General features: G+C 71.2%; 8 protein-coding genes. All 8 read right to left on the bottom strand.

What is annotated here, in order from left to right:
* Positions 1-39: 39 nt before the first annotated feature.
* Genes ACFWVP_RS18915 through ACFWVP_RS18880 form a run of 8 tightly spaced genes read right to left on the bottom strand, consistent with a single transcriptional unit; the run spans position 40 to position 11,985 of the window.
* On the bottom strand, positions 40-570 hold the full coding sequence (locus ACFWVP_RS18915) for a phage baseplate assembly protein V (protein WP_384497986.1): 531 nt from the start codon (positions 568-570) through the stop codon (positions 40-42).
* A gap of 37 nt (positions 571-607) precedes the next feature.
* A complete protein-coding gene (locus ACFWVP_RS18910; RefSeq protein ID WP_384497985.1) occupies positions 608-1,747 on the bottom strand; it encodes a hypothetical protein in 1,140 nt (379 codons plus the stop codon).
* A complete protein-coding gene (locus ACFWVP_RS18905; RefSeq protein ID WP_384497983.1) occupies positions 1,740-2,114 on the bottom strand; it encodes a LysM peptidoglycan-binding domain-containing protein in 375 nt (124 codons plus the stop codon). The genes ACFWVP_RS18910 and ACFWVP_RS18905 overlap by 8 nt, the downstream gene beginning before the upstream one ends.
* 5 nt (positions 2,115-2,119) lie before the next feature.
* On the bottom strand, positions 2,120-2,806 hold the full coding sequence (locus tag ACFWVP_RS18900; RefSeq protein WP_384497981.1) for a hypothetical protein: 687 nt from the start codon (positions 2,804-2,806) through the stop codon (positions 2,120-2,122).
* Positions 2,807-2,817: 11 nt separating this feature from the next.
* Positions 2,818-3,504, bottom strand: coding sequence for a hypothetical protein (locus tag ACFWVP_RS18895; RefSeq protein WP_384497979.1), 687 nt, complete (start codon positions 3,502-3,504; stop codon positions 2,818-2,820).
* Positions 3,504-9,653: a DUF4157 domain-containing protein gene (locus tag ACFWVP_RS18890; RefSeq protein WP_384497978.1), complete on the bottom strand. Its 6,150-nt coding sequence runs from the start codon at positions 9,651-9,653 to the stop codon at positions 3,504-3,506. The genes ACFWVP_RS18895 and ACFWVP_RS18890 overlap by 1 nt, the downstream gene beginning before the upstream one ends.
* Positions 9,650-9,937, bottom strand: coding sequence for a hypothetical protein (locus tag ACFWVP_RS18885; protein WP_384497976.1), 288 nt, complete (start codon positions 9,935-9,937; stop codon positions 9,650-9,652). Before ACFWVP_RS18885 ends, ACFWVP_RS18890 begins: the two co-directional genes overlap by 4 nt.
* On the bottom strand, positions 9,928-11,985 hold the full coding sequence (locus ACFWVP_RS18880) for an ATP-binding protein (RefSeq protein WP_384497974.1): 2,058 nt from the start codon (positions 11,983-11,985) through the stop codon (positions 9,928-9,930). The genes ACFWVP_RS18885 and ACFWVP_RS18880 overlap by 10 nt, the downstream gene beginning before the upstream one ends.
* Positions 11,986-12,015 lie beyond the last annotated feature (30 nt).

Below are 12,015 nucleotides of genomic sequence, written 5' to 3'. Positions count from 1 at the left end.
TCTCCCCGTTGTCTGTTGTCGCGTCACTGCGTCGCTGCGTCACTGCTTCTTGGCGACGATCAGCCGGCCGTCGTTGATGTCGACCTCGCCGCCGGCCAGCACGACCGACGCGCCCTGCCCGTCGGCGATCGTCACGCCCTTCTCGTCCACCTGGATGTACGCCCCGGTCGCGGCCTGCAGACGGATTCCGTTCCCGCCGTCCGGTACGTCGCCCATGACGAACTTGTGCCGGTCGGAGGTCTGGATCACCACGTTCTGGTGAGCGGGCCCTCCGGTCAGCGCGTCGGGCGGCAGTTCGGACGCGTCGCCGTACCAGCAGCCGGTCCAGATGGGGAAGCTGACGTCCCCCTGCTCGAACTCCACCCACACGCCCGCCCCTTCGGCGGGCACGACGTACTGCCCCGACTGCGGTCCCGTGAACGGCAGGCAGGGCATGGCCCAGGTGGACGTCTCGTCGCCCAGGACGTCGGGCACCTTGACCGTGACGCGGCCGGTCCTCAGCGGATCGTCGTTGCTCACCACCCGCCCCCGGAACTTGCCGAGAAACCGGTTGTTCGGTCCTGCAGCCATGCGTAGTTCTCCTGGTCCGCTTCCGCTGTCGCGGCCGCTACGGTCGTACGGTCCCGCTCCGGGCGATGAGGCCCTCGCGCGAGAGCGTGAAGTTCTGCTGGTACGAGCCGGGCCTGAGGGTGTGGGTGACGGACTTGACGAAGTAGTCGCCGTCGTACGTCACCCCGGCGCCACGGACCCCGACCAGCTCCCGCGGCCGGAGGATGTATCCGTGCCGGTTCACGTCCAGCGACCCCGACCCCGAGATGGCGTCGGCGGACAGCGCGGCCCGCGCCAGCAGCTCGGCCTGCGCCTGCGCCGACTCCTTCTTGGCCGTGCCGGACAGCGTGCGCCGCTTGAGCGCGGGGGTGGCGCGGCGGCCGAGCGGGGGGCGCAGCGGCCCGATGTCGGGCTGCGGCAGGAGCCTGCTGTCCCGGGTGGCCGGGTCCTGCACCCGGGCCTGCGGTTCCTCCCTGGCCGTCCCGTCGTACGCGAACGTCAGCTGGTCCACGGTCGAGTTGACGTCCATGTTCACGTTGAGCGCGTGCTGCCGCTGTCCGATGCGGGCCTCCGGTCCCCAGACGGCCGTGGAGCGGCCGGGGCGGGGTCCTGGTTCGAGGTAGAACGTGTAGCCGTTGGCCCGGGCCAGCTCGTTGACGTAGCTCAGGTCGGTGCCCGACTGGTAGTCGACCCTGAGCTGTTCGCGGGGCGGCTGCTCGATCTGCTCCTGGAAGACGCGTGCCTCGATGCCGTAGCCGGCGTACTTGGCGAGGATGCGGGCGACGCGTCCGGACGGACGCAGGTTCGGGTACCGGTCGGTGCGTTCCTCCAGGTCCATGAGGAGGGTCAGGTCCTCGCCGGTCACCGTGAGGGTGGAGTGCCCGGGCTGGTTGCTCGCACCGACCTCCTGACGGACGATCAGTCCGTCGAGCAGCACCCATGCCGTGCCCTTCACGCTCACGGAGAGGATCACCCGGGTCTTCGGGTCGAAGAAGCCCTCGGGCAGCAGCCGCCGGGACAGCGCGCCCTGTTTGGTGAGGTCGAACGCGATCTGGAACCCGCCGCGTTCGCCCGCGGTGGCGGTGATCTGGGCGGACAGCAGCGCTTCGGTGACCTCGGGCGGAACGGGCCTGGTCAGCCGGGGCCCCGCCTCCAGCGTGATGTGGATGGGCCCGCTCCCCACGGGCAGGTCAGACATACCGCGCCCCCGTCCCGGGGAATCCGCCGGCGTGCGGGACGGCGACGGTGCGGCCGGGCTCCTCCGTCAGCTCGTGCGGGTCCAGCACCGGGTTGGCGTCGGCGATCTGCCACCACTGCCCGGGGTCGCCGAAGTACCGCTGCGCGAGCAGGTCAGGCCGGTCTCCGCTGCTGACGGTGTGCGGGGCGCTCTCCCGTGCCGCCTCGTCCGGCGCCGGCAGCAACCGCCGCTTCGTGTACCGCACCTCGGTCCCGTCGGCCATCCGGTGCACACCGATCTCGGCGTCGTGGTACCGGCTGGAACGGGGGTAGGGGTGGGCGCCGGGCACGGCGTCCAGCGCGTTCTCGTACGGTTCGGTCCCGGTCATGTCCTTCAGCCCCTTCCCATGAAGGTGTTGGCCCCGGCAGTCCCCGGTGAGGCGAGCCCGCCACCGCGCGCGGCCCTGGCAAGCTGCTCCTTCTGCGCGAGGTGCGCCATGTACAGATCGGCCCCGCGGTGCCCGGCGGGCAGATCGCTGACGCTGAGCACCTTCATGCCGATGCTGAGACTCGCCCGGATCGGACTGAGGTTGACGTCGAACGCCGACTCGTTGATGGACAGTTCGGTGAGCCGCACGGGCATGACGCGTTTGCTGCCCCAGGTGAAGAGGGTGAGCGGCATCTCGATCGGGCTGATCTCGATGGTCCCCTTCTTCGCCAGTCGGCTCGCCTCGCGCAGCTGGGCCGTGGTCGGGTGCACCAGCATTTCGAGGGTGGCCAGCTCGGGGTGGATCCCGTCGGGGGCGGCGACCTCGAACTGGTCCGTGGAGTCGATCTCGGCGGTGAACTTCCAGGTCTCCTGGGCAGGCCCCTTGAGCCGGAGGGCCTCGTTACGGTCCCCGCTCCCACTGCCCCCTCCCCCGGAGTCCCCGCTCCCGCCCGCGGACTGGGGGGCGAGGCTCCGTTCCAGGGTGTCGGGGTTGAACTGGAGGACGATGATGCGCTGGGGGGTGCCGCGTTCGGGGTCGACGACGACGATTCCGGAGCGGATGGGTTTGGGGATGTCTGCGTATCGGGTCACGGTTCGCCTGCCTATCGGACGCGGTCTGCGAGCCGGGCTCGCAGAGGGGCGTAGTCGTGTTCGGGGAAGAGCTGCGGCAGGACGTCCAGAGCAGCCGTCAGCGGGCCCTCGTAGAACGTGAATTCCTCGTCCTTGAGTGACACATCGGCAAACAGGTAATGCCAGCCGGATACGCCCTTGGTGGCCGCCAGCGCCGTCAGGTACGCGCAGTAGTTCATATCCAGCTTGAAAGCACCGCGTCGAAAGTCGTGATACCACACCTCGGGTTCGGTGACCTCCGGACCGACACGCAGCGCGGCGAAGGTACCGCTGCCCCCTCCTGGATGGTCGTCGATCACCCGGAGTTCGGAGTAGAGACGTTCCTCGAAGGGGGTGGAGGCCCGGTCCTGCTCCGGGGGACGGTCGAAGAGGGCGGCAAGCAGGTTACGCGTCCTGAACTCGCCGGTGATTCTGACGCCGGGACGTTCCAATCGCCAATGACAGGCGATCCGATCGAACCGCATGAAACACCGGGCCAGCGCCGGATCCAGCTCGACCCCATGCACGGCGGAGATCATCCGGAAGGCTGAATCGGCATCACCGAGCTCTTCCTGGATGTTCCCTTCCTCGGCGAAGAAGACCTCCACCCCGGGACCGGATTCCAGTTCTGCGAGCATCTTGCGCAATTGCGCTTCGCTCTGCGTGAGCGGGCTGTTCATCAAGTCTCGATTCTCCCCTCTTTATGGCGATCGTCGATTGCCTTCAATACGCTGCCCAGTTCCGTGACGTCGGGGCGTCGCCTGCCCGACTCGTAGGCCGCGAGCCTGGTCTTGAGGTCCACATGGTCGAGGTACGGCCGACCGGCGGCCAGGGCTTTGATGGTCTTCCCGTACCGGGGCGGGGCCTTCTTGCTCGGGAAATGGTCCCCGAACCCTCTACGGATGAGCATGGCCGATTCATGGGGGTCGTTCACCCGGATCGGATGCTTGCCGCCAGGCTTACGAGGGGTGGGAACCGCCTCTGAATAGGTCTTGTTCGGGTCGGGTGGTCTCTCCTTCCACTTCCCGTTGGTGAGGTCGTAGGTGTTGTAGCTGGTTGTGATGTGCGCGGGGAAATTCTGGTGAGGCGACCCATGGAACCCGACTTTGACGGTGTACCAGATCATTGATTTGATGGATGCCCTGGCCGCCCTGTTGGCATCGAGCTCCACATGCGTGGCGAATCTGCTGTTCACGCGCTGGGGAGCGGGGACCAGATTGGAACCCGAGGCGAGACCTCCCAGCCGTTCCGTAAGGAGGTGCATCCGCACGATGGTGTCCGGCCAGCCGTGCATCGCACGGGTGTAGCCCACGGGATTTGCGGGTCCGGCGTCATCGGCCACCTCACCGGCGGGCGTTCCCCGCTTGAGGTAATGGGCTTTGGTAAGCCGGGGGGCCCGGACGTTGTCCGCGAAAGGAGGGAAGATGGTGGGTGGCAGTTCGGCAGTCGAACCATTGCGCTTCGCCATGTACGCAGCGAGCTGGACCATCATTCTGCGCAGGGCCTCGGTCTGCTGCCTTGTGGCAGCGGTGGTGATGGGATTCCTGTTGCCGGAGTTGACCGACTCGCGATGTGGCATCCGGTCCTGCGTCGTGTCCACGACGGTACGGAGCTTCTCGGCAAGGCCGAGCACCCGCTCCTGGGATTCCTTCTCGGGGCTTTCGACCATGCCGGTGAGCTCTTTCTTCCACCCCGAGAAGAATGTGTCCATCGACGTCTCGTTGCTGTGCACCACGAGGTAGGCACTCCTGGCGCGGCCGTTGAACAGCAGCGTGTGGATCTCGCCGTTCGCCATTCGGAACCGCACCCTGGGCAGCGGTGGCACCTGTCGCGTGCTGTCGTCCGGACGCTTCCTGTCGTCGTCCTTGCGCCGCAGTCTGTCCTTGACCTTCCGCAACGCGTCCTTCAGTCGGCGCGTAAGGTTCTTCAGCTTGTCGAGCAGATTCCGGGCTTTGGCCCCGAGGCTGCGCAGCGCGTCGCGGATCTTCGTCACGGCGTTCCTCGCCGCGTTGCTGACGCGGCTCGGTGCGCTCGGCCTCCTCGGCTTCCGGTCGGGCTTCTGGCCGGGGGCGTCCTTGTTGCGGCGCCTGCCGTCCCTGGGCGGCTTGCGGAGGTCCGGGCGTTTGTCGTCGGGCTTCTTCGTGTCCGGGCGCTTCGTGTCCGGGCCCCGGCCCCCCGGGCGCTTCGTGTCGGGGTCCCTGCCCGGCTTCGGTCGGGGGCCACGACCGGCCCCGTTCGCGGGGCGGTCGTCGTCGCGCTCGTCCCTGGGCTTCGCGGGCGTCGTGCCGGGCTTGCGTCCGGGCGTGGGCACGGGTTGCGGGCGGTTCCGCCTCGGAGGCCGGCTCGGCTTCGCGGCCGGGGAGTCCTGGCGGGGTGCTTCCTTCCTCGGTTCGGGACGCTTGTCCGGTCCCTTGTCCGGTCGCTTGTCGGAGGGCGGGTCCTTCTTCCCGAGCTTCTCCGCCTTGCCGCGCAGCGCCGTCGCCACCTTGCCCAGGTATTTGCCCACACCGCTCACCAGCCACTGGTAGACGAGCTCCAGGAGCGCGACCACGCCCGAGGCCACGGCCTTCGCGAACGGCAGCGCACCGCTTCCGCTCTTGACGGCCTTGAGGAACGTCATGAACATCCCGAACGCGCGCAGGATCGAGCCCAGCGCGTCGTACGCCGTCTTCAGCGCGTCGATGATCGCCATGACCCAGCCCGCACCGGGGATCAGCTTCGCGACCACCTTCGTGACGATCAGCTCGCCGATGATCACGGGGAGTTGGGGGAGCGCCTCGTCCCAGGCCATCTTGGCCATGTCCTCCTTGGACGTGCCGCCCTTCACCAGCCGGTTGAACATCTCCGTCGGGATGCCGATGAGCTGCTGCACCTTCTGGTTGAACCACTCCTTCACGGCGGCCTTGATCTCCGTGAAGAGGTGTTCCCTGGATCCGGTGACCGCGGCGTCCTTCGCCTTGCCGATCCAGCCGCCCGGGTCACTGAGGATGTCCGTGGCGATGGCCGCCCATTCCCCCAGGCCCTCGAGGAGCGCCGCGCCGACTTCCATCGCCTTGACCGTCACGGTCTCCGCGATCTCGACGGCGACCAGCATTCCCTGCTCCATGAGGTCCAGGCCGGCCAGGAGCATGTCGCCGAACGCGTCGATCAGCTTGCCCGCGATGTCCTTGAGCTTGTCCGCGGCCTGGTTGACCTTCCTGACCGCCGCGTCACGCAGCCCGTCGATGGACTTGCGCCACTTGTCCCGCAGTGCGGGGTAGTCCTTCAGCAGTTCGTCACCGAGGCGGATGAGGGCGTCGGCGAAGTCGTCGATCTGCTGGACGACCCACTTGCGGGCCTCGTCGATCAGGGTGAAGACCTGCTTCCTGAACTCCTCGATCACGCCCTTGACCAGGTTGCGGGCCTTCTCGAAGACGTCCTTGACGGCCTTCTTCAGCTTGGTGAACTGGTCCTTGATCCAGTCGAGGCCCTTCTCGAACCAGTTCCGGGAGTCCTTCTTCCCCTCGTCGCGCTTCTGTGTCGCTTCCTTCTCGGCCCCGGTCCGCCCGTCGTCGATCCTCTTCTGATCGTCCTTGGTCCGCTGGTCGACGTCCTGGTCGGTCCTGTCCTGCTTCTCCTTGATGTCCGTGCGTGTCTTGGCGAACCGCTTGCCCTTCCTGCCGTCCACCTCGGCTAGCTTGTCGTCCTGCTCCTTGCGCCAACCGATGCGGGAGCGGGCGATGTCGGTGCGGCCCCGGTCGCGTGCGTCCGCCTGTGCCCTGGTGTTGGTGTCGACCTCGTGCCTGACGTCCTGCTGGTACTGGCGGCGGTCCTGCTTGGCCTCGGTCTCCTTCTCCTGGCGGGCGCCCGTCATCTTCTGCCGCGCCTGCCCGAAGGCCTGCTTGATCCGCGGGCCCTGTTCGTGCTCCGCGACCGCCGAGACGGCTTCCGGCGCCAGGCCCGCCCCGGGGGTGTCCGCCGGGCCGTCCCGCCCGCCACTCCGACGCCTGCCGCCGCCGATGCGCGCGGTCAGGGTCTCCTTCGGTACGTCCGGGTAGAGCTGGTCCTCGCCCATCGGGCGGGCCGCGTCCTCCCGGCCCGTGGTGTGCAGCTCGGCGCCCTTGTCGTCGAGCTTCTTCGCCTGCTTGTCGGTCCGTTCCGGGTCGGAGTCGTCCTTGAGGGGCAGTCCGGGCGCGTCACCGACCTTGGCGCCGTGCAGTCCCTTGTCCGTGCCGGGCACCTTGTCGATGGAGCCGGTGAGCTTGTCGAGGGGCAGGAGTTTGGACAGGAGCTTCTTTCCGAGCCCCGTCAACAGCGCCTTGCCGACGTCCCACCAGCCCGGTTCCTCCATGTCCGCACCGGGGAGTTCACCGCTCGGCGCCTTCTCGCCCTTGATCTCCGGAGTGCTGCCCCGCGCCGCCTCCGTCCTGCCCACGCCCTGTGAGGTGTACGTGCCCGGAGCCGACGGCTTCGGCCCACCCCGTACGGTCGTCGGTGAGCCGACGGGCCGCTCCATCGTGGGCGGCGCACCTTTCAGACCCTCCCGTTCCCCGGACACGGACGTGCCGACCGCCGCGTTGACGCCCTTCAGCGTGGTCATCGCCAGATGGGGCTGGAGGCCTGCCGCGGACGCGAGCCCGGCCTCGGGGGTGCTGCCCGCGACGTTCGGAGCCGGCGCCGCCTTCTTCGGCTTCGCGGCGGCCCTGCCGCGACCGCCGCCGCCCGGACTCCCACCGCCCCTGGCCCGGGGCGCCGCCTTGACGGTGACGGGCTTGTCGCTGTCGGCCCGTGCGGGCTCGTGCTTCGGCGGCGTCTGGGTCCGGGGAACGGTGGGAGCGACCTCCGCCGCCGGTGCTACGACACCGGTGTCGCCGCCCGCCCCTGGAGCGGCGGCGGCAGCCGGGGCCGCGGCGGGCCGCGGCGCAGCGGCGGCCGCGGGCTTCGCAGGCGCGTCCGAACCGCCCGGACCCCCGCCGCCCGCAGAGGGGGCCGCCTGCCCCCGCGCGTCCTCGGCCGCCTTGGCCAGCCGGCCCGGGGCCGTCTCGCCGCGGGGCGTACCGTCGCCACCGCCCTGTTCTTCCCGGGGGCTTCCGTCCGCCTGCTGCGGCTCGGCCGCCAGGTCGCGCTCCTGGGCCTCGGCCTCGGGGTCCGTCCCACCCGACGAGCCGTCACGCGCCGCGCCCGGACGGCCGCCCGTGTCGCCGTCCGGCTCACCCGTCGCCTCCTGCTGGTCGAGAGCGCCCTCCGTGTCGAGGTCCTCGCTGACTTCCTCGACGGCCGCCGCCAACGCGTCCGTGTCCGCGACGGGCACGCGCGGCGTGGGCGACGAGCCGCCCGTGCCCCCTTCCGGGCGCGAGGCCGAAGCGTCCGTCGTGGCCCCTTCGAGGTCGACCGGACCCGAATCGTCCTGTCGGGGCGCCGGTGCGGGATCGGCCGCGTCCCGCTCCGCCTCCGCGACGAGGTCCTCCAGCTCGGCAAGCGCCTCGGCCTCGTCGGCACCCGAAGGCCCGTCGTCCTGGTCCTGTTCCGGCTCGGGAGAGGTGTCCTGCCGGGCCGGGTCGCGGGTGTCGTCGCGCTCCGCCGCGCTCCTGTCCACGGGCGTCGGGCGCACGACTCCGGTCCGCCCGGCCGACGCCTCCTCGCGCTTCGCCTCGGCCGGTCGCGGCTGCGGGGTGCCTGCCTGCTGCGGCTCGGCCTGCCGGTCCTCGTCCCTCGCACCACCGGGCGCGCCCTTGTCCTCGGCCGCGCCGGGTCCCTGTCCGGCGCCGGTGGACCGGCCCTCCACCTGGAGGGGTCGGGCTTCGGCCGGTCCCCGCCCTCCCTGTTCCGCCCGCGGAACAGCGCCCGACGGTGCGGCACCGCCCGCGTCCGCATCGGTCGCCCGCGCCTCTTCGGACGCGCCGCTGTCCGCTCCCGGGTCCTCGGCCTTGCGCCGCTGCGCCTGCCGAATCCGCTCGTTCTCCAGCTCGTCCGCGCTGTCGAGCCTGGCGCGCCACGCCTCCGCCCCGGACTCCTGCTCCCAGGTGATCTCCTCGATCGCGTCGGGGACCACCTGCGGGGCGAGCGGGACCGACGCCTCCGACGGCAGCGGCGCCCGGTCCACCTCGTCGACCAGGTCGACGAGCCGGTCGTGGGCGGGGGTGGGCAGCCGCGTCTCCAACGCGTCGAGGACCGTGTCCTGGAGCTCCTCGGGCATCCGCGCCAGCTGGAGACGTACCCTCCCCGAGGCGTCCGCCGGGTCCCCGCGCAGCGAGCGCAGCACACCGTTGACCAGGCGGTCGACGACGGTCTCCGGGTCCATGCGTTCGGCACGCAGCCGGTCGGCGTCCACGGTCGCGTACCGCAGCCAGCCGGGTGTGGACCCGTTCGGAGCGATCTCCGGCGCGGGCCTCCCATCCCGTACGGCCTCCTGCGCCGCCGATTCCGCCTCGCGCTCCACCGCCTGCTGAGGCAGGCTCACCGCGCCCAGGTCACGGCCCGCGCGCAGGGCGCCGAGACCGTGCGGGTTCTGCACCGTGTGCAGCAACTCGTGGGCGAGGAGGCGCTGACCGTCCAGGGTGCCCGGACGGTAGGCGCCCTCGCGGAAGAAGATGTCCTGGCCGACCGCCACCGCGTCGGCGCCCAGCATCTCGGTGAGCGCGCCCGCGTCCCGGCCGGTGTGCAGCCGTACCCGGCCGAAGTCGTGGCCGAGCTGTTCCTCCAGCTCCCGCCGTACGCTCAGGTCGAGCGGCTGGCCCGCGCCGCTGACGATGTTCTTCGGCTCGGGCGCGCGGGTCGTGGCACGCTCCTTGCGCCTGCGGCGCTTGCCGGCCTGGTCCGACCGTGTCTCCTGCGTGTGGGACGTACTCATCGCGTCGCCTCACCCCCGCCCGAAAGACCTGTGTGCACCGCGCGCGCCAGCTCCTGGCCGAGGCGCCGCGCGGAGACCGTCGCCGGCAGCGGGGGCAGCCCCGCCAGGGCGTCCAGGGCCTGCCCGCCGTCTGCGGCGAGGGGCACCCCCCGTTCCCGTACGAGCCGGCCCAACTCCGCCTGGAATGCCTCCGACACGCGTTCCGGGTCCACCGTGCCGAACCCGTCGAGGACCAGCTCGCCGATGTCCACCCGTACGGTGCGCCGCTGTTCGTTCAGACCCATCCGTGCACCTCCGACGGTGTCAGGGAGCGGTCGAGCTTCAGGTACTCGCCGCGGGCGGCCTCCAGCATGTGGCGCATCCGGAGCCGGTCGCCCTCCTCCGCCGCGAGGAACGCGCCGGACAGCGCGATGTTGCGGATGGAGCCGCCGGCCACGGTCAGGCGCGCCAGCAGTGCCGGGTCGACGCCCTTCGTCGGCGCACGGGCGGGCAGGACCCGGCGCCAGATCTCGGCGCGCTCGCTCTCGCCCGGGAACGGGAAGTCGACGACGAAGCGGATCCGGCGCATGAACGCCGTGTCCAGTGCCTGCTTCATGTTCGTCGTGAGGATCGCCAGTCCCCGGTACGCCTCCATCCGCATCAGCAGGTAGCTGACTTCGAGGTTGGCGTAGCGGTCGTGGGAGTCCTTGACCTCGCTGCGCTTGCCGAACAGGGCGTCGGCCTCGTCGAAGAGCAGCAGCGCCCCGCCCTGCTCGGCGGCGTCGAAGACCTTGCGCAGGTTCTTCTCGGTCTCACCGATGTACTTGCTGACCACCTGGGAGAGGTCGATGACGAACAGGTCCAGGCCCAGCTCCGTGGCCATCACCTCGGCGGCGAGGGTCTTGCCGGTGCCGGAGCCGCCCGCGAAGAGCGCGGTGACGCCCAGCCCACGGCGCAGCGTCCCGGCGAAGCCCCACTCCTCGTACACGGTCGGCCGCTGCCGTACATGCGCGGTGATCTCGCGCAGTACCCGCAACTGCCGTTCAGCGAGCACCAGATCGCCCCAGGCGGCCTGCGGCTCGATCCGGCGGCCGAGCTCGTCCATGCCCATCCGGGCCTCGGCGAGACCCGCCTGCCAGGCCAGTCCGGTCGCGTCCAGCTCGTCCTCGCCGGGCAGGTCCCTCGCCACGGATGCTCCCGCCGAGCGGACCAGATGGGGCGGCAGCGAGAACTGGGCCACGAGGGCACGCAGGTCGCCCTGCGACACCTCGGGCACTTCGGCGAACGCGTCGGTCCACACCCCCAGCTGTTCGTCCGCGTCCAGCGGCGGGACGACGACGCGCTCGCCGCGGGGGCGGGCCGAGCGCCGCGGATCGGTGCTCGACACGACCAGCGGTACGGCCGCGCTCCCGACGAACGCGTCGGTGGCCGAGCTCTGTTCACGGTCCAGGTCACCGGCCTCCACCAGCAGCGCGGCGGGGAGCAGCACCGCCTCGCGCTGCCACAGGCGGGCCAGCAGGTCGCGTAGGTCCGGGGCGGTGGGGAGGTCGGCGGCCGACATCTCGTAGAGGCCGAGCCCCGAGCGACGGGCCGCGACCGCGGCGATGTCCGCGCGGGTACGGGCATCGCCTCCAACCAGCTCGACCCGGAGCGGCGCGCCGCTCCCGGTCCCCGCCCACCCGGCCGCGACCCGGCCTGCCGCCAGGTCGTGGGAGGCGGGCAGCGAGTCCGGCGCGGTGACCCGGCGCAGCAGGCCGTGCAGCCGTGTGTCGAGGTAGGGCGAGCCGACCAGGAAGTGCAGGATCCGCTCGTCGAGCCGGAGCCGGGAGGTGGTCAGCCGGGTGTCGTCGTCGAGCTCGAGGATGCGCCAGCGCCGCAGCGGGGCGACGGGTGTGAGGGCGCTCCAGTGCGGATCGTCGAGCGCGGCGAGGGCGAGCGAGAAGGTGGGGTACGTACGCTCCGGGTCCCCGCAGGCCGCGGCGCAGCGGGCGGCCGTGGTGGGGTCGAGCTCGGCCGCCGCGGCCAGCAGGACGATCTCGCGCTCGAACGGGCTGAGACCGAAGCAGGCGACCAGGGCGTCGAGGGACGCGGGACCGGGGGGCGCGGCCGGGGCGGCGGTGGTGGCGGTGGCGGTGGCAGCCGTGCCGTCGGACCGGGCGACGGCATCCGCACCCAGGTCGCCGCCGCTCCGTGCGGCCCCGGCCGGACCGGGGTCAGGTGCCGTGCGCCCGGCAGTGCGCCCGGCATGGGTGTCGACGCGGGCGAGCACGGCGTGGACGGCCGCCAGGAGCGCCCGTCCTCCCGCCGCCGCGTCGCGGCCCTCGTCCCGGCCGGCCTCCGCGCCCGTGCCCATGCCCTCACCCCCCGTGTTCCGCACCGCGGC

The sequence above is a fragment of the Streptomyces sp. NPDC058637 genome (assembly GCF_042717325.1).
GTDB lineage: Bacteria > Actinomycetota > Actinomycetes > Streptomycetales > Streptomycetaceae > Streptomyces.
This window is presented reverse-complemented; position numbering and strand designations above follow the sequence as displayed.

Excerpts from the sequence above, each read along its gene's own strand:
- ACFWVP_RS18890 (WP_384497978.1), bottom strand. The coding sequence starts at position 9,653 with ATGAGTACGTCCCACACGCAGGAGACACGGTCGGACCAGGCCGGCAAG.
- ACFWVP_RS18910 (WP_384497985.1), bottom strand. The coding sequence starts at position 1,747 with ATGTCTGACCTGCCCGTGGGGAGCGGGCCCATCCACATCACGCTGGAG.
- ACFWVP_RS18885 (WP_384497976.1), bottom strand. The coding sequence starts at position 9,937 with ATGGGTCTGAACGAACAGCGGCGCACCGTACGGGTGGACATCGGCGAG.
- ACFWVP_RS18905 (WP_384497983.1), bottom strand. The coding sequence starts at position 2,114 with ATGACCGGGACCGAACCGTACGAGAACGCGCTGGACGCCGTGCCCGGC.
- ACFWVP_RS18915 (WP_384497986.1), bottom strand. The coding sequence starts at position 570 with ATGGCTGCAGGACCGAACAACCGGTTTCTCGGCAAGTTCCGGGGGCGG.
- ACFWVP_RS18895 (WP_384497979.1), bottom strand. The coding sequence starts at position 3,504 with ATGAACAGCCCGCTCACGCAGAGCGAAGCGCAATTGCGCAAGATGCTC.
- ACFWVP_RS18880 (WP_384497974.1), bottom strand. The coding sequence starts at position 11,985 with ATGGGCACGGGCGCGGAGGCCGGCCGGGACGAGGGCCGCGACGCGGCG.